The organism is Escherichia sp. R1 (assembly GCF_003000935.1).
In the GTDB taxonomy this organism is placed as follows: domain Bacteria; phylum Pseudomonadota; class Gammaproteobacteria; order Enterobacterales; family Enterobacteriaceae; genus Escherichia; species Escherichia coli.
This window is the reverse complement of record NZ_PSRU01000027.1, coordinates 15,810-37,497: the sequence shown is the minus strand read 5'-3', so window position 1 is coordinate 37,497 and position 21,688 is coordinate 15,810. Positions and strand designations below refer to the sequence as shown.

Sequence of the window (21,688 nt, the reverse complement as noted above, 5' to 3'; positions counted from 1 at the left end):
TTTACGGGCCGTAAGTAACGAAGTTGGATGCAAATGTCAGATCGTGTGCGCCTGTTAGGGCGCGGCTGGTAAGAGAGCCTTATAGGCGCATTTGAAAAACCTCCGGCTATGCCGGAGGATATTTATTTCGCCGTCATAAAAATCAGGCCCCTTGTACACAACTGTAACAAGGGGCCGGTTAGGTGAGGGATTATCTCCGTTCATTAGTCATCCCATTTGTGGCTGAAATACGCGGCCAGAAACCCAGAAAATAAAATTATTCCCAGTACGGCCATAAAAACATTCATATTACCCAGCATTATTTGCCTCCGTTTATGGTGTGGTGTGTTTCCTCGCTTACCTTAATTTTCATCTCAATGAGAAAGATATTAGCAGAGGTAACCTAAACGAAGGCTGAATTAAATTCTTATTGTGTTCGACTTAAATCAACAAAGCGCGGGCTGCCCCCACGGTCTTGCACGAATTCCTTTTAACATCAGCACCCACGCAACAACGATCACTAACGCTAAGATGATAAACAGCGAGAAAGGCGGCAGACTGGTAAGCACTATGCCACTCACTAATGGGTTAATCGCAGCACCAAGCCAGCCTAAAGACTGGGCGGAAAAATAGCTGGCTTTCATTCCTGGCGGCGCAATATGGTCAATCAACATATACTCGCCCGGTGCATAAATGATTTCACCGACAGTAAATACCGCAGCTGACATACCCCACAATAGCAGGCTGTTGCCGGAAAAAATAAAACCGACCAGCCCGATGACGAAACAGAGGGTGCCTGCTGTCATCAGCGCGCGGATGTTAGCCGGGTTAAGGCGGCGGCCCACGGAATATTGCAACGTAACCACCATGGCAGCATTCACCGGAAGAACAACCGCGACCACCTTTTCGGCAAAATCACCATCAGCAATCACCATCACATATTGTGAAATGCATGAAGCAAATGCGCCGCTAACAAAAGAAGCCAGAAAGCCAGAGCAGGTAAACCACAACAGTGCTTTATCTTGTAATAAAACTTTCGGCGACCAGACACTGCCTGTTTCCGTGGCGATGATTTTCTCGCTGCGCTTTACCCAAATTTGAATGAAAAGCATGGGGAACGCGGAACAGATAGCTGCCAGCCAGAAGGGTAGATTGATGCTCTGCATCACCAACAGCGTGCCGAGTGGCGGACCGATGGTCCAGCCAATGTTGAGCATGGTGTAGTTGATTGAGAAAATCTTCGTTTTGCTGGTGGACGAAAGATTGTCGGCAAACCAGGCTTTCAGCACGGTAGCAAAAACGGAGTAGGCGCAGTTAATAAGGGCAAAAAAGAGCACCACCAGCGTCACGTTATTCACTAAAGGAATGGCAATAAAACCGCTAGCGAAGGCGGTAATTGCCAGTAACATATAGCGTTTCTTGTCGAACTTATCCGCCAGGATACCAAAACCGAGGCTAAAAACGACGCCAATAGTGAGCGCAATTGTCATCGCATAACCGATTAGATCGACACTCAGGCTGTACTGGCGACTCAAGTAAATGGTCATAAACGGCAGCGTAGCGCCGCGTCCGATGGTTAGCATGGCAAAAATCCGAAGTATAGCGACTTATTTGCGCATTAATGCCGTCGTAAACGGTGACTAACGAATCAACTGTTAAAGAAAAGTAAATTCAGCTAAGTTGATTGCTTACAAAAGATGAAATTCAGAGGCGGTAGAATGTCGCGAAAAGATGGGGTGTTGGCGCTACTGGTAGTGGTTGTATGGGGGCTAAATTTTGTGGTCATCAAAGTGGGGCTTCATAACATGCCACCGCTGATGCTGGCCGGTTTGCGCTTTATGCTGGTTGCTTTCCCGGCCATCTTTTTTGTCGCACGACCGAAAGTACCACTGAATTTGCTGCTGGGGTATGGATTAACCATCAGTTTTGCGCAGTTTGCCTTTCTGTTCTGCGCTATTAACTTTGGTATGCCTGCTGGACTGGCCTCGTTGGTGTTACAGGCACAAGCGTTTTTTACTATCGTGCTTGGCGCGTTTACTTTCGGTGAACGACTACATGGCAAACAATTGGCGGGGATCGCCTTAGCGATTTTTGGCGTACTGGTGTTAATCGAAGATAGTCTGAACGGTCAGCATGTGGCGATGCTCGGCTTTATGTTGACCCTGGCGGCAGCATTTAGTTGGGCGTGTGGCAACATCTTCAATAAAAAGATCATGTCGCACGCAACGCGTCCGGCAGTGATGTCGCTGGTAATCTGGAGCGCATTAATCCCAATCATTCCCTTCTTTGTTGCCTCGCTGATTCTCGATGGTTCCGCAACCATGATTCACAGTCTGGTTACTATCGATATGACCACCATCTTGTCTCTGATGTATCTGGCGTTTGTGGCGACAATTGTTGGTTATGGGATCTGGGGGACGTTACTGGGACGCTATGAAACCTGGCGGGTTGCACCGTTATCGTTACTGGTGCCTGTAGTTGGACTGGCAAGTGCGGCACTATTGTTGGATGAACGCTTAACGGGTCTGCAATTTTTCGGTGCGGTGCTCATTATGACCGGGCTGTATATCAATGTATTTGGCTTGCGGTGGCGTAAAGCGGTAAAGGTCAGAGGCTAAACCATACGCACAGAATGTGATGCCAGCACTCTGTGCGTCTGCTTTTATCGCGGGAAAAAGTACTTTACCTGGAACTCGAAAATATTGCTGTAAAGTAACGAATAATCCAGCGGAATAGAGTTACTATCCACAGCCTGGGTCTGAATTTTAAGTATGGGATCCCGTGGGCTGATCCGTAAAATACTGGCGATTTCTGGGGTAGGAAAAGTCGGGGAGAAAGTTTCAAAGGTGCCAATGATTTTGATCCCGCATTCGTTCTCAATATACGAAAATTTGGATTTTTGCATATGCGATACGGTTAAATCAGGAAAACGTGCCACTGACATCCACGTTTCTTCTAATTGTGCTGCATTATCCTCAATGAATCGCAGTCTCTTTATGTAATAAACCTGCTCACCAGTCACTAAATTCAGCTCAGTCGCAATAGTAGGAGAAGCATCCTGCACTTCAAATTTCATAATCTGACTTCCTGCCTCTTTGCCGCTTTTATGTGCAATTTCACTGAAACTGTTCATGTGATCAATGTGTGCAACAAAATTCTTTTTTTGAATGTATGTTCCTGAACCATGCTTTCTGTGAATAATTCCTTCGCCTTCCAGCAGGGATAATGCCTTACGCAGGGTATTACGCGAAACATTATAACGAACAGCGAGTTCCGCTTCTGACGGCAACAAATCACCAACATGCCATGAATTGCCATTGATCTCGGATTTAAGTAAGCGGGCAATCTTTTGAAAAATCACTTTTGCACCTTTTAAGAGCCATTGAAAACAAGGAGTTGAGACCTGATTAGTTTATCGTATGGCCGAGTCGTTTAATTATCACCCTGTTGTTGAACAACTTTATTGCTGTATTACTGTGATCAATGTACCAGGACGTGTAGCTACTGTGGGATATGATATTTACACAATGTAGTCTGTTATATACCAGTAAGGAAAAATATGAAAAAGATATTGTTAGTTTGCGCTGCGGGCATGTCAACCAGTATGCTGGTTAAACGTATGATTGATCATGCTACCGCTATTTCACTTGAAGTTAATATTTCCGCATTGGCGATTACAGAGGCTAAAGGGAAAATTAAAAATAACGAAGTTGACGTTGTTTTACTTGGTCCGCAAGTTCGCTTTCAGAAACCAGAGATTGAAGCCGTTGCACAGGGGAAAATGCCTGTAGCCGTTATCGAGATGAAAGACTATGGCACAATGAACGGACAGGCAGTTCTTGAATTTGCGATGAAACTACTGCAAGAGTAAGAATCTAATATTATTAAACTATTACCTGAACTAACTTTTCACACATCATAAAATGGATATGGCATACATGCTTTATTGGGATGTATAAATATCCAGGACAACAGGTATAAAAAAATGGGATTAATGGCATCATTCGAACGTGGAATGGAACGTTTTCTTGTTCCAGTTGCTATCAAGTTAAACTCACAAAAACATGTTGCAGCGGTGAGAGATGGATTCGTTTTTACGTTTCCAATTATCATGGCAAGCTCATTAATTATATTAATTAACTTTGCCATATTATCGCCCGACGGTTTTATTGCCGGATTACTGCATCTGAACAGCATTTTCCCCAACCTTGAAAAAGCACAAGCTATTTTTACTCCGGTAATGAATGGTTCTGTAAATATCATGTCAATTATGATTGCTTTCCTGGTCGCCAGGAATGTGGCGATTAGCTATGAGCAAGATGATCTTTTATGTGGATTAACGGCAATAGGAGCATTTTTTATTGTTTATACCCCATACCAGATGATAGATGGGCAGGCATTCCTGACGACCAAATATCTCGGCGCGCAGGGGTTGTTTGTTGCTGTTATCGTTGCATTGATCACCAGTGAAATATTTTGTCGCTTAGCTCGAAACCCCAAAATCACCATAACGATGCCGGCAGCTGTACCTCCTGCGGTAGCGCGTTCATTTAAAGTTTTATTGCCAATATTTTTTGTCATGGTGTTCTTTTCCGCACTTAATTATTGCCTGACATTGATATCCCCGGCAGGATTAAATGATCTCATTTACACATTAATCCAGACGCCGCTCAAACATATGGGAACGAATATCTTTGCGGTAATTATCCTGGGGGCTGTGGGTAATTTCCTGTGGGTGCTGGGGATCCACGGACCTAATACCACGTCGGCAATTCGAGAAACCGTTTTTTCTGAGGCTAATCTGGAGAATCTCTCCTGGGCCGCTCAACACGGCACTACCTGGGGCGCGCCATATCCGATTACCTGGACTTCTATTAATGATGCATTCGCCAACTGCGGCGGTTCAGGTATGACGTTGGGGTTATTGTTGGCTATTTTTATCGCTTCTAAGCGTGCGGAATACCGTGATCTGGCAAAAATGTCATTTATCCCCGGTATTTTCAATATCAATGAACCGATAATGTTCGGCCTTCCTATTGTACTTAACCCCATCATGATGGTGCCGTTTATTATGGTTCCCATTGTTAACTGTGCCATTGGTTACTTCTTTGTTTCGATGGAAATTATTCCACCGGTTGCTTATGCCGTGCCCTGGACTACGCCCGGACCTTTAATTGCTTTCCTCGGAACCGGGGGAAACTGGCTGGCATTACTGGTTGGTTTTTTATGTTTAGGTGTGGCGACAATGATCTATTTACCTTTTGTTATCGCCGCCAACAAAGTCAATAACATGACAACTAACGGATAATTCCATTTACCCAGGAAGGAGATTGTGATGTTTGCAGATGAAGAACTTGTTATGGAGTTACTGATCAACGCGGGACAGGCTCGTTCTGATGCGATGGAAGCCATACGTTGTGCCGGGCAAAAAGACTGGCAGGGCGCAACTAAACTAATGGCCAGCTCTGAATCTGCCTGTCTTCAGGCGCATAAGATTCAGACCGCGTTAATTAGTCAGGATGAAGGCTGTGGCAAAATAGAAGTTAATTTAATTCTGATACATGCACAGGATCATTTGATGAATGCAATATTATGCCAGGATTTAGCCAGGGAAATTATTTCATTAAGAAAAGAGCTCCATGCCTGATTTTTTCTCCAGTGCGATAGCTGGAGGAAATTACTACACTCTTAAGGATAAGTTATGAATATAAAGACGCTTAACGTCAGCCTTTTGTCTATTTCTATTATTACAGCATTGTTTCCGTTGAACGCGATGGCAACAAAATTAACCATAGAGCAGCGCCTTGAATTGCTTGAAAATGAATTGTCGCAAAATAAACAAGAGCTGAAAGCAACACAGAATGAACTGGGAGTATATAAATTCCGACTTTCGACATTACAAAAAAGCATCACAGAAAATAAATATCAATCGGCCTCGCTTGCCGAAATATCAGCGACATCTCCCGTTGCTGATAACATCAAAAATGAAAACGGTGAACAGAACTCGTCTGCCGCAGCACATACTATAAATGGATCGCAGCAAATTGCCGTTATTGAAAGTAAAGGCGATAAAACCACTATCGAAAGCGTGACCCTGAAAGATATCAGTAAATATATAAAGGATGATATTGGATTCAGCTATCAGGGGTACTTCCGCTCAGGCTGGGGCACCGGTAATCACGGCTCACCACAAACTTATGCAGCGGGTTCTCTGGGACGTTTTGGTAACGAGATGAGTGGTTGGTTTGACCTGACCTTAAATCAGCGTGTTTATAATCAGGACGGTAGAACGGCAAATGCGGTCGTTACCTATGATGGAAACGTAGGTCAGCAGTATAACGATGCCTGGTTTGGTGACAGTGCCAATGAAAATATCATGCAGTTCAGTGATATTTATCTGACAACGCGAGGTTTTTTACCCTTCGCACGAGAGGCAGACTTCTGGGTCGGCAAACATAAACTCCCGCAATATGAGATCCAAATGCTGGACTGGAAAACCTTAACCACGGATGTTGCCGCGGGTGTGGGGATTGAAAACTGGGCGCTTGGTGTAGGGCTGTTTGATATGTCCTTAAGCCGAGATGATGTCGATGTTTACTCTCGTGATTTTACGCGTACCAGTCAGATGAATACCAATTCTGTGGATGTTCGTTATCGCAATATCCCGTTATGGGATGATGCGACGTTGTCATTAATGGCTAAATATTCCGCACCTAATAAAACGGATCAACAACAAGATAATGAAAATGACGACAGTTATTTTGAAATGAAAGATAGCTGGATGCTGACTTCTGTTTTACGGCAAAACTTGCAACGCGATACGTTTAATGAATTTACGTTACAGGTTGCCAATAATTCCTATGCCAGCAGTTTTGCCAGTTTCTCAGATGCCAGTAATACGATGGCGCATGGTCGCTATTACTATGGTGACCATACCAATGGGATCGCCTGGCGTTTAATCTCTCAGGGCGAGATGTATCTGACTGACAATATTATTATGGCTAACGCGCTTGTCTATTCTCATGGCGAAGATGTTTATAGTTATGAAAGTGGCGCTCATAGTGATTTTGACAGTATTCGCACCGTAATAAGACCGGCCTGGATCTGGAATACATGGAATCAGACGGGGCTTGAATTAGGCTGGTTTAAGCAACAGAACAAAACTCAGCAGGGGGTAACGCTAAATGAATCGGCTTATAAAACGACACTCTGGCATGCATTGAAAGTGGGTGAAAGTATTTTAGGTTCACGACCAGAAATTCGCTTCTACGGGACGTATATCAATATTCTGGATAACGAATTATCGAATTTTAAGTTTAATGAGAACAGCAAAGACGAGTTTATGGCCGGCATCCAGGCGGAAGTCTGGTGGTAATCTATTTAGTTAAGGAGTTGTGTATGTCAGGATTTAAAGAAGATTTTTTATGGGGCGGTGCGGTAGCCGCACATCAATTGGAAGGTGGCTGGAATGAAGGAGGAAAAGGCATCAGTATCGCTGATGTAATGACTGCTGGCGCTCACGGGGTGCCGCGTGAAGTGACAGAAGGCGTTATCGACGGACTTAATTATCCCAATCATGAAGCAATTGATTTTTATCATCGCTATAAAACAGATATTCAGTTATTTGCCGGGATGGGATTCAAATGCTTTCGAACTTCCATTGCCTGGACACGAATCTTTCCGCAAGGTGACGAACAGGAGCCGAATGAAGAGGGTTTACAATTTTATGATGATCTCTTCGATGAATGCCTGAAGCAGGGAATGGAACCTGTGGTGACGCTTTCGCATTTTGAGATGCCTTATCATCTGGTGACAAAATATGGTGGCTGGCGAAACCGTAAACTGATCGACTTTTTTATCCACTTCGCATCAACGGTCTTCACGCGCTATAAAGAAAAAGTAAAGTACTGGATGACGTTTAACGAAATCAATAATCAGGTGAATTTCAGCGAAAGCCTGTGTCCATTTACTAATTCCGGTATCTTGTATTCGCCAGAGGAAGATCTCAATGAGCGCGAACAAATAATGTACCAGGCGGTACATTATGAGTTAGTTGCCAGTGCCCTGGCGGTACAGACTGGAAAACTGATCAATCCTGAATTTAATATCGGCTGTATGATTGCTATGTGCCCCATCTATCCTCTGACGTGTGCACCCAACGATATGATGATGGCCACGAAAGCGATGCATCGTCGTTACTGGTTTACTGATGTTCATGCTCGTGGATATTATCCGCAACATATGCTGAATTACTTTGCAAGGAAAGGATTCAACCTCGATATCACACCAGATGATAACGCGATTCTTGCCAGAGGTTGTGTCGACTTTATCGGCTTTAGCTACTACATGTCTTTTACGACGCAATTTTCGCCAGATAATCCGCAACTGGATTATGTTGAACCACGAGATTTGGTCAGCAACCCTTATATCGATACATCCGAATGGGGATGGCAAATTGATCCGGCAGGGCTACGTTATTCACTCAACTGGTTCTGGGATCATTTCCAGTTGCCGCTGTTTATTGTCGAAAATGGATTTGGTGCGGTTGACCAGAGACAAGCTGACGGCACGGTGAACGATCACTATCGCATTGATTACTTTTCCTCCCATATTCGGGAAATGAAAAAAGCCGTAGTTGAAGATGGTGTTGACTTAATTGGCTACACCCCGTGGGGTTGCATTGATCTGGTTTCTGCCGGAACAGGAGAAATAAAAAAACGCTACGGAATGATTTATGTCGATAAAGACAACGAAGGGAAGGGAACGCTGGAACGGATACGTAAAGCATCGTTTTACTGGTATCGGGATCTCATCGCCAACAATGGCGAAAATATATGAGACTTCAGGAAGATATTACGGAAATGTCAGGCTCTGTGATCAGAGCCTGACAATAACTACATAGCGTGTTGATTGTAATAGGGCACGCCGAGCGCATCCGACTTATCACTGCCAGTACCCATGTGATTTAAATCAAACGGTGGTTGTTCCTGCGATGGGGGAACAACCACGACATTGCCACAGGAAGTAACAACCGGCTGCGTGGTTTGTTCCGCAACGCCCTGCGCAGAAAAGAGAATAAGCGCAGTTGCTATTGCGGATAAAAGTGGTTTCATGATTGCCTCAGTGACGTTGTCACGTTATCAACTAGTTGTTGTAATGATTTAATGGATGTAAAAAACGCGATTCACCTTGCATATTGGTCATCCGGTATTTATGCGGCGGAACATCAAAGTAATTTTTGAAGGTTCGGGTCAGAGTTTGTTGGGACTCGAAGCCATATCGTTCTGCCAGATAGAGTATCGGCTCGTTACTTTCCTTCAGCTTTTGCGCGATTTCCGTCATCTTACGGCTACGGATGTATTGGCCTAATGAATGACCGGTTTCTTTTTTAAACATCCGTTGCAGGTGCCATTTGGAGTAACCCGAACGCTCTGACACTTTCTCCAGTGACAGTGGCGATTCCAGGTTGTCCTCGATCCAGTCCAAAATGCTATGAATGGTAATAGCGTCAGTATTGCGTCTGGACATCGTCATACCTCTTTTTTCGTTTACGGCAGGACTTTCTTAAGCAAATGCTCAAGTGTTGCCACTTCGTCCGCCGTCAGGTTTTTTGTTAATTCTTGATGCAGGTCCTGGCCAACTAATTGATGGCATTGTTCACATATTGCCGCGCCGCTGGTGGTAAGTTTTACCAGTACGCCGCGCTTATCATTCGGGTTCGGCAACCTTTCCACCCAGCCTTTACAGACCAGGCGATCCAGCATACGGGTCAGTGCCCCCAGGTCGACCGACAACACTTTTTTCAGTTCAACCGGAGTAATACACGCCGCGCAGCGGATAGAGCAGAGCACCTTAAACTGTGCCGCGGTAATATCCAGCGGAGACAGATACTCGTTAAGCAGGCGATCTTTCTTCTGATTAACCATATGGATTAAGCGACCCAATGGAATAATTTCATTGAACAGATCGCTGGTATTTTTCACATTAGTTGCCCTGGCAAGTAATTAGTTGCAGGGGATAATATTGCCCAGGCAAGTATAAGTCAAATGAATGAATTGACCGATGCCACGTTTTGCTAAATCGGTTCAAGTTTTGGTCAATGCGATGCAAGGTTAGCTAAAGAGTGACACTTTATCCTTGTTTACCCCTTATACTTTTCGCTGATAAACCAGATACACAGGATAACAACCACCAATGTTAGATTTGTTTAAAGCAATAGGCCTGGGGCTGGTGGTGTTACTGCCGTTAGCTAACCCATTAACAACTGTCGCGTTATTTCTTGGCCTGGCAGGCAACATGAACAGTGCCGAACGTAATCGTCAGTCGTTGATGGCCTCGGTGTACGTATTTGCCATCATGATGGTGGCGTATTACGCCGGGCAACTGGTGATGGATACATTTGGCATTTCGATTCCCGGTCTGCGAATTGCAGGCGGCTTAATCGTCGCGTTTATCGGTTTTCGGATGCTCTTTCCGCAACAGAAAGCGATTGATTCACCGGAAGCGAAAAGCAAGTCGGAAGAGCTGGAAGATGAACCCAGTGCCAATATTGCTTTTGTACCACTGGCAATGCCAAGTACCGCCGGTCCGGGAACCATTGCGATGATTATTAGCTCGGCCTCCACAGTGCGTCAGAGTTCAACCTTCGCTGATTGGGTACTGATGGTTGCGCCGCCGCTGATCTTTTTCCTGGTGGCGGTTATTTTGTGGGGAAGTCTACGCAGCTCTGGCGCAATTATGCGGCTGGTGGGCAAGGGGGGTATTGAAGCGATCTCCCGTCTGATGGGATTCCTGCTGGTATGTATGGGCGTGCAGTTTATTATTAACGGCATCCTGGAAATCATTAAAACGTATCATTAAAAAAGGCCCGAATGGGCCTTTCAACTATTGCGTCTGTTCTTCGAGTGTCACTGGCCAGCGGCGAAAAATGATGATTGACCATATTAACGCAGCAAAAGCAGGCACCGCGCCCACATAACCAATCATCGACATTGACCAGTGCAGACTCACCTGATTACCTACCAACGCACCCGCGCCGATTCCAATATTAAATATCCCGGAGAATAGCGCCATCGCGACGTCGGTGGCATCTGGTGCCAGCGCCAGCACTTTAACCTGCATACCAAGCCCGATGATCATCATCGCGATCCCCCAGAAAATACTCAGCACCCCGAGGTGTATTTCACTGTTCGCCGCAGGTAGCAGCAGCGCCAGGCACACCAGCAATAGCGCAATCGCTGTACTCACCAACGCAGACGCATACTGATTACCCAGTTTACCGAAAATCACGCTGCCAATAATGCCCGCACCACCGAGTAATAACAGTAATGCCGTGGCAAAGTTGGCGCTGAATCCCGCAATGTTTTGTACAAAAGGCTCGATATAGCTGTATGCCGTGTAATGGGCGGTGACAACCACCACAGTTAACAAATAAATGCTCATCAATGCCGGGCGGCGGAACAATAGCGGGAGGCTTTTCAATGAACCGGAATGCTCACTGGGCAGCAAGGGAAGTAACTTAATCAGGCACAAAAGGGTAATAAGCGCCCCGATACCAATCGCGAAGAAGGTCATTCGCCAGCCAAAATACTGCCCCACAATGCGCCCGAGAGGTAAACCTAATACCATTGCCAGTGCTGTACCGGTGGCAATTAAACTCAATGCCTGTGCTCGCTTCCCGGCCGGAGCCATACGGATCGCCAGAGACGCCGTAATCGACCAGAAAATCGCATGTGCAAAAGCCACACCAATGCGACTGATCACCAGAACGGTAAAACTCCACGATAAAAACGACAGTACGTGGCTGGCAATAAACACCACAAACAGGCAGATCAGTAATTTGCGGCGTTCAACCTGGCTGGTCATTAACATAAAAGGCAATGACATTAGCGCCACTACCCATGCATAAATTGTCAACATGATGCCGACCTGAGCGGTTTGCATGTGAAAACTATGCGCAATGTCAGAGAGCAGGCCAACAGGGACAAATTCGGTGGTATTGAAGATAAAGGCGGCGACTGCCAGCGTAACGACCCGTAGCCACGCTACTTTGCGGGAAACAGTGTTTGTTGTCATAACAGATTATCGGGTGAGTTGCGAAAAAGTGATGAAATGATCTTAAAACGGTTAATGATGTGAATACAATGCATTTGTGATCTGGATCGCATTTCCATCTCTCTGACGGTTGTTCTGTCACGCATCAGAGAGTTGTTAACATCACATTTTAATGACGATCAGGAAGGGGGCCTGTTCTTCTTTTACTTGAGGTGCAATATTACGAACGGGAAAATCATCAGGAAGAGATATGGAATTGCTGATGCTTACTGGCGTAACCATATTTGCCCCATATAGTCATAAGTCATCGGAACATCACTATATAGAGCATATTAGCCGTATGAACTATCAAAAATAGCTCATTGGTAACCCTGTTTTGCCGAGTCAGGCGCATCCAGCAGTTGAATAAATGCCTCAAGCGGACGCGTTTTCGCACCACGACGCCAGACCAGCCAGGTTGTTAACCAACGCCATTGCTCAGCTAACGGCCACGCTTCAACCTGGTGATGCCCCGGCATACTTTCCAGCATTGAGCGTGGAATAAGCGCAATGCCTGCTCCTGCGACCACACAGGCCAACATCCCGTGATAAGACTCCATCTCGTGAATAGTTCCCGGAGCGGCACCGTCAGCATGAAACCAGCTTTCGAAGTGGCGACGATACGAACAATTGGCGCGGAAGGCATAAATGTTACTGCCATTCACCTGACTGGCACGGGTTACTGGCGCATGTCCTTGTGGCGTGACGATCATTAGTTCCTCGCGGTATACCGGTATCCCGTCGATGGCAGTATGGTTAATGGGTCCATCAATAAACGCCGCATTCAGTTTTCCCTCCAGCACACCTTCCAGCATAGTGCCGGAAGGGCCGGTGGAAAGTGAAAACTGAATTTTGGGATAACGACGGTTAAATTCCGCCAGCGTGGCCGGAATGCGCACTGCAGCGGTGCTTTCCAGCGATCCCAGAGAAAATAAACCTTGCGGCTCATCGCCAGCGACAACGCTCCGCGCTTCATCCACTAACGTGAGAATTTGTTGGCTATAGCGTAAAAAGTTATGCCCGGCAGGCGAGAGACGTAAACGCTGATTCTCGCGAATAAACAGATCAACCCCCAGTTCTGTTTCCAGCTGGCGTAGACGGGTAGTGAGATTCGACGGCACGCGATGCACTTTTGCTGCAGCCTGGGTAATGCTGCCAGCTTCGGCAACCGCGTTGAACATCTCCAGTTGGGTCAGATCCATAGCATTCTCGATTCGTGAATAAGTGGCTTAATATTATTCATTTTAAAGCAAGAGTAAATCTGCGTATCTTCATACCATGACTCATAAAGGAGATACCCCGATGACCATTACTCCGGCAACTCATGCAATTTCGATAAATCCTGCCACCGGTGAACAACTTTCTGTGCTGCCGTGGGCTGGTGTTGACGATATCGAAAACGCGCTTCAGCTGGCAGCAGCAGGCTTTCGCGACTGGCGCGAGACAAATATAGATTATCGTGCTGAAAAACTGCGTGATATCGGTAAGGCTCTGCGCGCCCGTAGCGAAGAAATGGCGCAAATGATCACCCGTGAAATGGGCAAACCAATCAACCAGGCGCGCGCTGAAGTGGCGAAATCGGCGAATTTGTGTGACTGGTATGCAGAACATGGTCCGGCAATGCTGAAGGCAGAACCTACGCTGGTGGAAAATCAGCAGGCGGTTATTGAGTATCGACCGTTGGGGACGATTCTGGCGATTATGCCGTGGAATTTTCCGTTATGGCAGGTGATGCGTGGCGCTGTTCCCATCATTCTTGCTGGTAACGGCTACTTACTTAAACATGCGCCGAATGTGATGGGCTGTGCACAGCTCATTGCCCAGGTGTTTAAAGATGCGGGTATCCCACAAGGCGTATATGGCTGGCTGAATGCCGACAACGACGGTGTCAGTCTGATGATTAAAGACTCGCGCATTGCTGCTGTCACAGTGACCGGAAGTGTTCGTGCTGGAGCGGCTATTGGCGCACAGGCTGGAGCGGCATTGAAAAAATGCGTACTGGAACTGGGTGGTTCGGATCCGTTTATTGTGCTTAACGATGCCGATCTGGAACTGGCGGTGAAAACGGCGGTAGCCGGACGTTATCAGAATACCGGACAGGTTTGTGCAGCGGCAAAACGCTTTATCATCGAAGAGGGAATTGCTTCGGCATTTACCGAACGTTTTGTGGCAGCTGCGGCAGCCTTGAAAATGGGCGATCCCCGTGATGAAGAGAACGCTCTCGGACCAATGGCTCGTTTTGATTTACGTGATGAGCTGCATCATCAGGTGGAAAAAACACTGGCGCAGGGTGCGCGTTTGTTACTGGGCGGGGAAAAGATGGCTGGGGCAGGTAACTACTATCCGCCAACGGTTCTGGCGAATGTTACCCCAGAAATGACCGCGTTTCGGGAAGAAATGTTTGGCCCCGTTGCGGCAATCACCACTGCGAAAGATGCAGAACATGCGCTGGAACTGGCTAATGATAGTGAGTTCGGCCTTTCAGCGACCATTTTCACCACCGACGAAACACAGGCCAGACAGATGGCGGCACGTCTGGAATGCGGTGGGGTGTTTATCAATGGTTATTGTGCCAGCGATGCGCGAGTCGCCTTTGGTGGCGTGAAGAAGAGTGGCTTTGGGCGTGAGCTTTCCCATTTCGGCTTACACGAATTCTGTAATATCCAGACGGTGTGGAAAGACCGGATCTGACGCTACATATTCAGCTCTGATATACTCGCAGGTCTTTTCAGACCTGCGGTCCAGGAGTAGAAAGTGGCAGTCGCCATGGATAATGCAATTTTAGAAAACATCTTGCGGCAAGTGCGGCCGCTCATTGGTCAGGGTAAAGTCGCGGATTATATTCCGGCGCTGGCTACGGTAGACGGTTCCCGATTGGGGATTGCTATCTGTACCGTTGACGGACAGCTTTTTCAGGCCGGAGACGCGCAAGAACGTTTTTCCATTCAGTCTATTTCCAAAGTGCTGAGTCTCGTTGTCGCCATGCGTCATTACTCCGAAGAGGAAATCTGGCAACGCGTCGGCAAAGATCCGTCTGGATCACCATTCAATTCTTTAGTGCAACTGGAAATGGAGCAGGGTATTCCGCGTAATCCGTTTATTAATGCCGGTGCGCTGGTGGTCTGCGATATGTTGCAAGGGCGATTAAGCGCACCTCGGCAACGTATGCTGGAAGTCGTGCGCGGCTTAAGTGGTGTGTCTGATATTTCCTACGATACGGTGGTAGCGCGTTCCGAATTTGAACATTCCGCGCGAAATGCGGCTATCGCCTGGCTGATGAAGTCGTTTGGCAATTTCCATCATGACGTGACAACCGTTCTGCAAAACTACTTTCATTACTGCGCTCTGAAAATGAGCTGTGTAGAGCTGGCCCGGACGTTTGTCTTTCTGGCGAATCAGGGGAAAGCTATTCATATTGATGAACCTGTGGTGACGCCAATGCAGGCGCGGCAAATTAACGCGCTGATGGCGACCAGCGGTATGTACCAGAACGCGGGGGAGTTTGCCTGGCGGGTGGGACTACCGGCAAAATCTGGCGTTGGTGGCGGTATTGTGGCGATTGTTCCGCATGAAATGGCCATCGCAGTCTGGAGTCCGGAACTGGATGATGCCGGTAACTCGCTTGCGGGCATTGCAGTCCTTGAACAATTGACGAAACAATTAGGGCGTTCAGTTTATTAATGCAGTCTCTCGATCCACTCTTCGCGCGTTTATCCCGTTCAAAATTTCGCTCTCGCTTTCGTTTGGGTGTGAAAGAGCGTCAGTATTGTCTGGAGAAAGGCGCGCCAGTCATTGAACAACATGCGGCGGATTTAGTCGCTAAACGTCTTGCTCCGGCATTACCGGCTAACGACGGTAAGCAAACCCCCATGCGCGGGCATCCGGTTTTTATCGCTCAACACGCCACCGCGACCTGTTGTCGCGGTTGTCTGGCTAAGTGGCATAACATTCCTCAGGGGGAAGCGTTAAGTGAGGAGCAACAACGTTATATTGTGACGGTAATCTACCACTGGCTGGTTATACAGATGAATCAGCCATGATAATTACGGAAATCGATAAAATGGCATTCATTAGGTATCTTTAGTTGCCGCCGTTGTCAGCGAACATGCTATCCTTTCTAAGAATTTACTTATTGCGTTGAGATAATTGCCACCCGCAATTGTATGGACAGATAATTAATGCATGTACAGCCCATTTCAACTTTCCGTTTGTTCCAGGAAGGTCATCTGCTACGTAATAGCATCGCTATTTTTGTGCTAACCACGCTGTTCTATTTTATTGGTGCAGAGTTACGACTGGTTCACGAACTTTCTCTTTTCTGGCCGCTGAATGGCGTAATGGCGGGGGTGTTTGCCCGCTATGTCTGGCTTAATCGACTGCATTACTATGCGATCAGTTATGTGGCGATGCTGGTTTATGATGCCATAACCACCGAATGGGGGCTGGTTTCACTGGCTATCAATTTCTCCAATATGATGCTTATTGTTACCGTCGCCTTACTGGTCGCGCGGGATAAGCGTCTGGGAAAAAATAAGTATGAGCCAGTAAGTGCCTTACGGCTATTTAATTACTGTCTGCTTGCCGCATTATTATGCGCTATTGTCGGGGCGATTGGTTCGGTCAGTATTGATAGTCTGGATTTCTGGCCTTTGCTTGCCGACTGGTTTAGTGAGCAATTCTCAACGGGCGTGTTGATCGTGCCTTGTATGCTGACGTTGGCAATTCCTGGAGTACTGCCGCGCTTTAAAGCAGAGCAGATGATGCCTGCTATCGCGCTTATTGTGTCGGTTATTGCCTCGGTAGTCATTGGCGGAGCGGGGAGTCTGGCGTTTCCGCTCCCTGCATTAATCTGGTGTGCAGTGCGCTATACGCCGCAGGTAACATGTCTGTTGACCTTTGTCACCGGTGCGGTGGAAGTCGTACTGGTGGCAAATTCGGTGATTGATATCTCGGTCGGTTCGCCGTTCTCCATTCCGCAAATGTTCTCCGCACGTCTCGGTATTGCCACGATGGCGATATGCCCAATTATGGTTTCCTTTAGCGTGGCAGCGATCAATTCGCTAATGAAGCAAGTTGCGCTGCGAGCCGACTTTGATTTTCTGACTCAGGTTTACTCACGGTCCGGTCTTTATGAGGCGCTGAAAAGTCCATCGCTGAAACAGACACAACATCTGACGGTCATGCTGCTTGATATCGACTATTTCAAAAGCATTAACGATAACTATGGACATGAATGTGGCGATAAAGTGTTAAGCGTGTTTGCCCAGCATATTCAGAAGATTGTCGGTGATAAGGGGCTGGTGGCGCGAATGGGCGGCGAAGAATTTGCTGTTGCAGTGCCGTCGGTGAATCCTGTCGATGGCCTGCTAATGGCGGAAAAAATCCGTAAAGGCGTTGAACTTCAACCGTTCACCTGGCAACAAAAAACGCTTTATCTCACGGTAAGTATTGGCGTCGGTAGTGGTTGCGCATCGTACCGAACGCTGACTGATGACTTTAATAAATTGATGGTCGAAGCCGATACGTGTCTGTATCGCTCGAAGAAAGATGGGCGCAACCGTACCAGCACTATGCGTTACGGTGAGGAAGTTGTCTGACATCTTTATTTACTCAGAGCGAATTAAATGCAATATGTTCTACCACTTTATGATCCAAGAAAAGGCCTGTTTCCTCGATCAAACCATGATCCGCGCCACATTTTTCTCATAAAACTGCTCATTAATCATCAGGAGTTGATCAAAACAGGGGTTCGGCGTATTAAAGTTTGCTAACCTGTCGTACCAATTCAAACAGGTTGTATGACTAATCAGAAGGGAACCCATTGTGAAAACACTAAATCGTCGCGATTTTCCCGGTGCACAGTATCCAGAACGTATCATTCAGTTTGGTGAAGGTAACTTCCTGCGCGCCTTTGTTGACTGGCAAATCGATCTCCTGAATGAGCACACCGATCTGAATTCTGGCGTGGTCGTTGTTCGTCCGATTGAAACTTCATTCCCGCCGTCACTGAGCACGCAGGATGGTCTTTATACCACCATTATCCGTGGCCTGAATGAGAAGGGTGAAGCGGTCAGCGACGCGCGCCTGATTCGCTCTGTTAATCGTGAAATCAGCGTCTACAGTGAATACGATGAATTCCTGAAACTGGCGCACAACCCGGAAATGCGCTTTGTTTTCTCTAACACCACCGAAGCGGGTATCAGCTACCATGCGGGCGATAAATTCGATGACGCGCCAGCGGTAAGTTATCCGGCAAAACTGACCCGTCTGCTGTTCGAACGTTTTAGCCATTTCAACGGTGCGCTGGATAAAGGTTGGATCATCATCCCGTGTGAGTTGATCGACTACAATGGCGACGCGTTGCGTGAACTGGTGCTGCGCTATGCGCAAGAGTGGGCACTGCCAGAAGCATTTATTCAATGGCTGGATCAGGCTAACAGCTTCTGTTCTACGCTGGTGGACCGTATCGTTACCGGCTATCCGCGTGATGAAGTGGCTAAACTGGAAGAAGAACTGGGTTATCACGATGGTTTCCTCGACACCGCTGAACACTTTTACCTGTTTGTGATTCAGGGGCCGAAATCCTTAGCGACTGAACTGCGTCTGGACAAATATCCGCTCAACGTGCTGATTGTTGACGATATTAAACCGTATAAAGAACGCAAAGTGGCAATACTCAACGGTGCGCACACCGCGCTGGTGCCGGTGGCGTTCCAGGCAGGGCTGGATACCGTAGGTGAAGCGATGAACGATGCTGAAATTTGTGCATTCGTTGAAAAAGCCATCTACGAAGAGATTATTCCGGTACTGGATTTGCCTCGTGATGAACTGGAATCTTTCGCCAGTGCAGTCACCGGTCGTTTCCGTAATCCGTACATTAAGCATCAGCTGCTGTCTATCGCGCTTAACGGCATGACCAAGTTCCGCACCCGTATCCTGCCGCAGCTGCTGGCAGGGCAGAAGGCAAACGGCACACTTCCGGCGCGCCTTACTTTCGCATTAGCAGCATTGATTGCGTTTTATCGCGGTGAGCGTAATGGAGAAACATATCCGGTACAGGACGATGCCCACTGGCTGGAACGTTATCAGCAACTCTGGAGCCAGCATCGTGACCGTGTTATCGGCACCCAGGAACTGGTTGCTATTGTGTTGGCTGAAAAAGACCACTGGGAGCAGGACCTGACGCAAGTGCCTGGTCTGGTCGAGCAGGTTGCTAATGACCTGGATGCGATTCTCGAAAAAGGAATGCGCGAAGCTGTACGTCCGTTGTGCTAATACTCTGAACCCGGTTTCGACCGGGTTTCTTATTTCACTATATTAGTTACAACATCCTATGTGCCTTTATCATTAACAGGTGCCATATGCCACACCTGTAAATGTTGTAAGCTTGTAGGTAATTTGTAAGTAGTGTCTTGAGAATGTGATCGTAATCACGTTTAATAGGGCGACTTTTCCACGCCTGAAGATAACCATGATTGTTCGTCCACAACAACACTGGCTGCGCCGTATTTTTGTCTGGCACGGTTCAGTATTATCCAAGATATCCTCGCGCTTACTACTCAATTTTCTCTTTTCGATCGCTGTTATTTTCATGCTGCCCTGGTACACGCATTTGGGCATTAAATTCACCCTCGCACCGTTCAGCATTCTCGGTGTCGCCATCGCCATTTTTCTTGGTTTTCGTAATAATGCCGGGTACGCCCGTTACGTTGAAGCGCGAAAACTTTGGGGGCAGTTGATGATTGCCTCACGGTCGTTACTGCGCGAGGTAAAAACGACATTGCCAGATTCGGCAAGTGTAAGGGAGTTTGCCCGGCTGCAAATCGCCTTCGCTCACTGTTTACGCATGACATTACGCAAACAACCACAGGCGGAAGTGCTGGCTCAATATCTCAAGACGGAAGATCTTCAGCGTGTACTGGCTTCGAACTCTCCAGCTAACCGTATCTTGTTAATAATGGGGGAGTGGTTGGCGGTTCAGCGCCGCAATGGGCAGCTTTCAGATATCCTGTTTATTAGCCTCAACGATCGGCTTAATGATATTTCAGCAGTTCTGGCAGGCTGCGAGCGCATTGCCTACACGCCAATTCCCTTTGCCTACACCCTGATTTTGCATCGTACCGTTTATCTGTTTTGTATCATGCTGCCGTTCGCGCTGGTCGTGGATCTGCATTACATGACGCCTTTTATCTCTGTGCTGATTTCCTACACTTTTATTTCGCTGGATTGTCTGGCGGAAGAACTGGAAGATCCCTTCGGTACTGAAAACAATGATTTACCGCTGGATGCCATCTGCAACGCTATTGAAATTGACCTGTTACAGATGAACGATGAAGCAGAAATTCCAGCGAAAATTCTTCCCGATCGCCATTACCAGCTGACGTGATAATTACTCCGTACGGCGGGCAACAATAAACAGACGCGGAAATGCCAGCAATATCTGTCCGTTAACAGATGGCCATGCAAAAAACTTCTCCGTATTTATTCAGGCTGGCGGCAGTTATCGGCTCACACCATTTTATGACATCATTTCGGCATTTCCGGTCCTTGGCGGTACGGGAATACACATCAGCGATCTCAAACTGGCAATGGGGCTTAACGCATCCAAAGGCAAAAAAACGGCAATCGATAAAATTTATCCGCGACATTTTCTGGCGACAGCAAAGGTGCTGAAATTCCCGGAAGTGCAGATGCATGAAATCCTGAGTGACTTTGCCAGAATGATTCCGGCAGCACTGGATAACGTGAAGACTTCATTACCGACAGATTTTCCGGAGAACGTGGTGACGGCAGTTGAAACCAATGTGTTGAGGTTGCACGGTCGGTTAAGCCGAGAATACGGTATTAAGTAAGATATGGGGTTTTGGTCGTTGTTAATGAGCAGAACAATCATGAACCGCCAACGACTGGATTCTCCCTTGGTTTATGTTGGTGCGCATAATGTATATTATGTTAAATTTAATTTGAGTGATGCGAAGCGATTTTCCGGTCGTCGTTATTACTTCAGGGTTCCAGAACATAAAGCCTCTCCTCTTTCATGATTGGCCTGTGCATACCGGATATAGGCTGGCTGGTATGCAGGTTTGCCGTTTGCCGCATCTTCCCTGCGTTGAAGAGTCAGGCTGGCAAACCGCGTGCAAATGAACACCCCCTCTTTTCATCAACACTTCAGACAGCTTGCGGGAATGAGTCCACTCCGGTATCAGAAATGGCTACGCCTCAATGAAGCCAGGCGACTGATGCTGAATGAACATTACGATGTCACCACTGCAGCCTATGTTGTCGGTTACGAAAGCTTATCCCATTTCAGTCGGGAATATTCGCGGATGTTTGGAGAGTCACCTAAGAGAGATATTACCAGGTTAAAAAAGTCTGTCGGTCAGCTTTAATAAACCCTGCACTTATCTGTTTAGAGCAATTCTGTGTTAGTTTCACCAGGCAAATATTAACCATAGCTAATGTTTATAGCCATATAAACTATTAGTACCTCTTGACCTTTCCTGACACTTCCCTTGTTCGCAATAATATTCTGTTTAGTCGCTGTTTATAAATAACATGCATAATGAAATCGTCATGTTATTTAGCGACATAAAATATTTTTACAAATACTCTCTAC

The 21,688-nt window shown here is 46.9% G+C and carries 21 protein-coding genes and 4 pseudogenes; 15 read left to right on the top strand and 10 right to left on the bottom strand.

The window, feature by feature from the left end; all coding sequences use genetic code 11:
- Positions 1-126: 126 nt before the first annotated feature.
- The 3 genes and pseudogenes from mgtT to ydeE form a co-directional block, all read right to left on the bottom strand.
- A pseudogene (gene mgtT, locus C4F37_RS27995) lies at positions 127-204 on the bottom strand (protein MgtT); the annotation flags it as partial.
- The gene (gene mgtS / locus C4F37_RS24395; RefSeq protein WP_000901367.1) at positions 204-299 is read right to left on the bottom strand and encodes a protein MgtS; all 96 of its coding nucleotides are present in this window, start codon (positions 297-299) and stop codon (positions 204-206) included. The pseudogene mgtT and the gene mgtS, both read right to left, overlap by 1 nt.
- Positions 300-425: 126 nt before the next feature.
- Complete coding sequence (ydeE, locus tag C4F37_RS24390; RefSeq protein ID WP_256813992.1) at positions 426-1,580, bottom strand: efflux MFS transporter YdeE; 1,155 nt, start codon at positions 1,578-1,580, stop codon at positions 426-428.
- A 117-nt stretch (positions 1,581-1,697) separates the two neighbouring features.
- Here ydeE and eamA point away from each other — a divergent pair, with 117 nt between their 5' ends.
- Positions 1,698-2,597 (top strand): O-acetylserine/cysteine exporter, encoded by a 900-nt coding sequence (gene eamA / locus C4F37_RS24385; RefSeq protein WP_000087205.1) that lies wholly within the window; start codon positions 1,698-1,700, stop codon positions 2,595-2,597.
- A 44-nt stretch (positions 2,598-2,641) separates the two neighbouring features.
- Here eamA and C4F37_RS24380 read toward each other — a convergent pair whose 3' ends face one another.
- Positions 2,642-3,340, bottom strand: coding sequence for a GntR family transcriptional regulator (locus C4F37_RS24380; protein ID WP_000577184.1), 699 nt, complete (start codon positions 3,338-3,340; stop codon positions 2,642-2,644).
- 198 nt (positions 3,341-3,538) lie between these two features.
- On the opposite strand from C4F37_RS24380, the gene C4F37_RS24375 reads away from it, so the two are divergent.
- The 5 genes from C4F37_RS24375 (at position 3,539) to C4F37_RS24355 (ending at position 8,817) form a co-directional block, all read left to right on the top strand.
- A complete protein-coding gene (locus C4F37_RS24375; protein WP_001538768.1) occupies positions 3,539-3,850 on the top strand; it encodes a PTS sugar transporter subunit IIB in 312 nt (103 codons plus the stop codon).
- Between the two features lie 114 nt (positions 3,851-3,964).
- A complete protein-coding gene (locus C4F37_RS24370; RefSeq protein ID WP_001304362.1) occupies positions 3,965-5,287 on the top strand; it encodes a PTS sugar transporter subunit IIC in 1,323 nt (440 codons plus the stop codon).
- Between the two features lie 27 nt (positions 5,288-5,314).
- Positions 5,315-5,626 carry a PTS lactose/cellobiose transporter subunit IIA gene (locus C4F37_RS24365; protein WP_001304363.1) on the top strand — a complete coding sequence of 104 codons (312 nt, stop codon included), beginning with the start codon at positions 5,315-5,317 and terminating at the stop codon, positions 5,624-5,626.
- Between the two features lie 54 nt (positions 5,627-5,680).
- Positions 5,681-7,354, top strand: coding sequence for a carbohydrate porin (locus C4F37_RS24360; RefSeq protein WP_001538767.1), 1,674 nt, complete (start codon positions 5,681-5,683; stop codon positions 7,352-7,354).
- 23 nt (positions 7,355-7,377) lie between these two features.
- Positions 7,378-8,817 carry a 6-phospho-beta-glucosidase gene (locus C4F37_RS24355; RefSeq protein WP_001538766.1) on the top strand — a complete coding sequence of 480 codons (1,440 nt, stop codon included), beginning with the start codon at positions 7,378-7,380 and terminating at the stop codon, positions 8,815-8,817.
- A gap of 56 nt (positions 8,818-8,873) precedes the next feature.
- Here C4F37_RS24355 and marB read toward each other — a convergent pair whose 3' ends face one another.
- The 3 genes from marB to marR are packed head-to-tail and all read right to left on the bottom strand — an operon-like array spanning position 8,874 to position 9,962.
- A complete protein-coding gene (gene marB / locus C4F37_RS24350; protein WP_000803536.1) occupies positions 8,874-9,092 on the bottom strand; it encodes a multiple antibiotic resistance protein MarB in 219 nt (72 codons plus the stop codon).
- 31 nt (positions 9,093-9,123) lie between these two features.
- Positions 9,124-9,507 (bottom strand): MDR efflux pump AcrAB transcriptional activator MarA, encoded by a 384-nt coding sequence (gene marA, locus C4F37_RS24345; protein WP_000091198.1) that lies wholly within the window; start codon positions 9,505-9,507, stop codon positions 9,124-9,126.
- A 20-nt stretch (positions 9,508-9,527) separates the two neighbouring features.
- Positions 9,528-9,962 carry a multiple antibiotic resistance transcriptional regulator MarR gene (gene marR / locus C4F37_RS24340; RefSeq protein ID WP_000799375.1) on the bottom strand — a complete coding sequence of 145 codons (435 nt, stop codon included), beginning with the start codon at positions 9,960-9,962 and terminating at the stop codon, positions 9,528-9,530.
- Between the two features lie 211 nt (positions 9,963-10,173).
- On the opposite strand from marR, the gene marC reads away from it, so the two are divergent.
- Complete coding sequence (gene marC / locus C4F37_RS24335) at positions 10,174-10,839, top strand: NAAT family transporter MarC (RefSeq protein WP_000885033.1); 666 nt, start codon at positions 10,174-10,176, stop codon at positions 10,837-10,839.
- 24 nt (positions 10,840-10,863) lie between these two features.
- Here the strand turns inward: marC and ydeA are convergent, their stop codons facing one another.
- From ydeA to ptrR, 3 genes and pseudogenes are all read right to left on the bottom strand, one after another.
- The gene (gene ydeA / locus C4F37_RS24330) at positions 10,864-12,054 is read right to left on the bottom strand and encodes an L-arabinose MFS transporter (protein ID WP_000210774.1); all 1,191 of its coding nucleotides are present in this window, start codon (positions 12,052-12,054) and stop codon (positions 10,864-10,866) included.
- A 159-nt stretch (positions 12,055-12,213) separates the two neighbouring features.
- A pseudogene (gene yneK, locus C4F37_RS24325) lies at positions 12,214-12,315 on the bottom strand (putative protein YneK); the annotation flags it as partial.
- Between the two features lie 77 nt (positions 12,316-12,392).
- A complete protein-coding gene (gene ptrR, locus C4F37_RS24320) occupies positions 12,393-13,274 on the bottom strand; it encodes a putrescine utilization regulator PtrR (protein ID WP_000366517.1) in 882 nt (293 codons plus the stop codon).
- A gap of 100 nt (positions 13,275-13,374) precedes the next feature.
- On the opposite strand from ptrR, the gene sad reads away from it, so the two are divergent.
- The 8 genes and pseudogenes from sad to C4F37_RS24260 form a co-directional block, all read left to right on the top strand.
- Positions 13,375-14,763, top strand: coding sequence for a succinate-semialdehyde dehydrogenase (sad, locus tag C4F37_RS24315; protein WP_001538764.1), 1,389 nt, complete (start codon positions 13,375-13,377; stop codon positions 14,761-14,763).
- Between the two features lie 63 nt (positions 14,764-14,826).
- Positions 14,827-15,753, top strand: a complete 927-nt coding sequence (gene glsB / locus C4F37_RS24310; RefSeq protein WP_000257409.1) for a glutaminase B — start codon at positions 14,827-14,829, stop codon at positions 15,751-15,753.
- Positions 15,753-16,112 (top strand): DUF4186 domain-containing protein, encoded by a 360-nt coding sequence (locus C4F37_RS24305; protein ID WP_001773921.1) that lies wholly within the window; start codon positions 15,753-15,755, stop codon positions 16,110-16,112. The genes glsB and C4F37_RS24305 overlap by 1 nt, the downstream gene beginning before the upstream one ends.
- Before the next feature lie 138 nt (positions 16,113-16,250).
- Complete coding sequence (locus tag C4F37_RS24295; protein ID WP_001773920.1) at positions 16,251-17,669, top strand: sensor domain-containing diguanylate cyclase; 1,419 nt, start codon at positions 16,251-16,253, stop codon at positions 17,667-17,669.
- Positions 17,670-17,895: 226 nt separating this feature from the next.
- Positions 17,896-19,347, top strand: coding sequence for a tagaturonate reductase (uxaB, locus tag C4F37_RS24285; RefSeq protein ID WP_000854633.1), 1,452 nt, complete (start codon positions 17,896-17,898; stop codon positions 19,345-19,347).
- Between the two features lie 196 nt (positions 19,348-19,543).
- Positions 19,544-20,458, top strand: coding sequence for a bestrophin family protein (locus C4F37_RS24275; RefSeq protein ID WP_001306069.1), 915 nt, complete (start codon positions 19,544-19,546; stop codon positions 20,456-20,458).
- A gap of 64 nt (positions 20,459-20,522) precedes the next feature.
- Positions 20,523-20,924, top strand: a pseudogene (gene hipA, locus C4F37_RS24270) (type II toxin-antitoxin system serine/threonine protein kinase toxin HipA); the annotation flags it as partial.
- Between the two features lie 270 nt (positions 20,925-21,194).
- A pseudogene (locus C4F37_RS24260) lies at positions 21,195-21,461 on the top strand (helix-turn-helix domain-containing protein); the annotation flags it as partial.
- Between the last annotated feature and the right edge of the window lie 227 nt (positions 21,462-21,688).

Bases quoted from the DNA above. Each gene is read 5' to 3' on its own strand.
- sad (WP_001538764.1), top strand. From the start codon at position 13,375: ATGACCATTACTCCGGCAACTCATGCAATTTCGATAAATCCTGCCACC.
- C4F37_RS24360 (WP_001538767.1), top strand. From the start codon at position 5,681: ATGAATATAAAGACGCTTAACGTCAGCCTTTTGTCTATTTCTATTATT.
- ydeA (WP_000210774.1), bottom strand. From the start codon at position 12,054: ATGACAACAAACACTGTTTCCCGCAAAGTAGCGTGGCTACGGGTCGTT.
- C4F37_RS24295 (WP_001773920.1), top strand. From the start codon at position 16,251: ATGCATGTACAGCCCATTTCAACTTTCCGTTTGTTCCAGGAAGGTCAT.
- mgtS (WP_000901367.1), bottom strand. From the start codon at position 299: ATGCTGGGTAATATGAATGTTTTTATGGCCGTACTGGGAATAATTTTA.
- C4F37_RS24370 (WP_001304362.1), top strand. From the start codon at position 3,965: ATGGGATTAATGGCATCATTCGAACGTGGAATGGAACGTTTTCTTGTT.
- marB (WP_000803536.1), bottom strand. From the start codon at position 9,092: ATGAAACCACTTTTATCCGCAATAGCAACTGCGCTTATTCTCTTTTCT.
- marA (WP_000091198.1), bottom strand. From the start codon at position 9,507: ATGTCCAGACGCAATACTGACGCTATTACCATTCATAGCATTTTGGAC.
- C4F37_RS24275 (WP_001306069.1), top strand. From the start codon at position 19,544: ATGATTGTTCGTCCACAACAACACTGGCTGCGCCGTATTTTTGTCTGG.
- C4F37_RS24365 (WP_001304363.1), top strand. From the start codon at position 5,315: ATGTTTGCAGATGAAGAACTTGTTATGGAGTTACTGATCAACGCGGGA.
- marC (WP_000885033.1), top strand. From the start codon at position 10,174: ATGTTAGATTTGTTTAAAGCAATAGGCCTGGGGCTGGTGGTGTTACTG.
- C4F37_RS24355 (WP_001538766.1), top strand. From the start codon at position 7,378: ATGTCAGGATTTAAAGAAGATTTTTTATGGGGCGGTGCGGTAGCCGCA.
- C4F37_RS24375 (WP_001538768.1), top strand. From the start codon at position 3,539: ATGAAAAAGATATTGTTAGTTTGCGCTGCGGGCATGTCAACCAGTATG.
- ptrR (WP_000366517.1), bottom strand. From the start codon at position 13,274: ATGGATCTGACCCAACTGGAGATGTTCAACGCGGTTGCCGAAGCTGGC.
- eamA (WP_000087205.1), top strand. From the start codon at position 1,698: ATGTCGCGAAAAGATGGGGTGTTGGCGCTACTGGTAGTGGTTGTATGG.
- C4F37_RS24305 (WP_001773921.1), top strand. From the start codon at position 15,753: ATGCAGTCTCTCGATCCACTCTTCGCGCGTTTATCCCGTTCAAAATTT.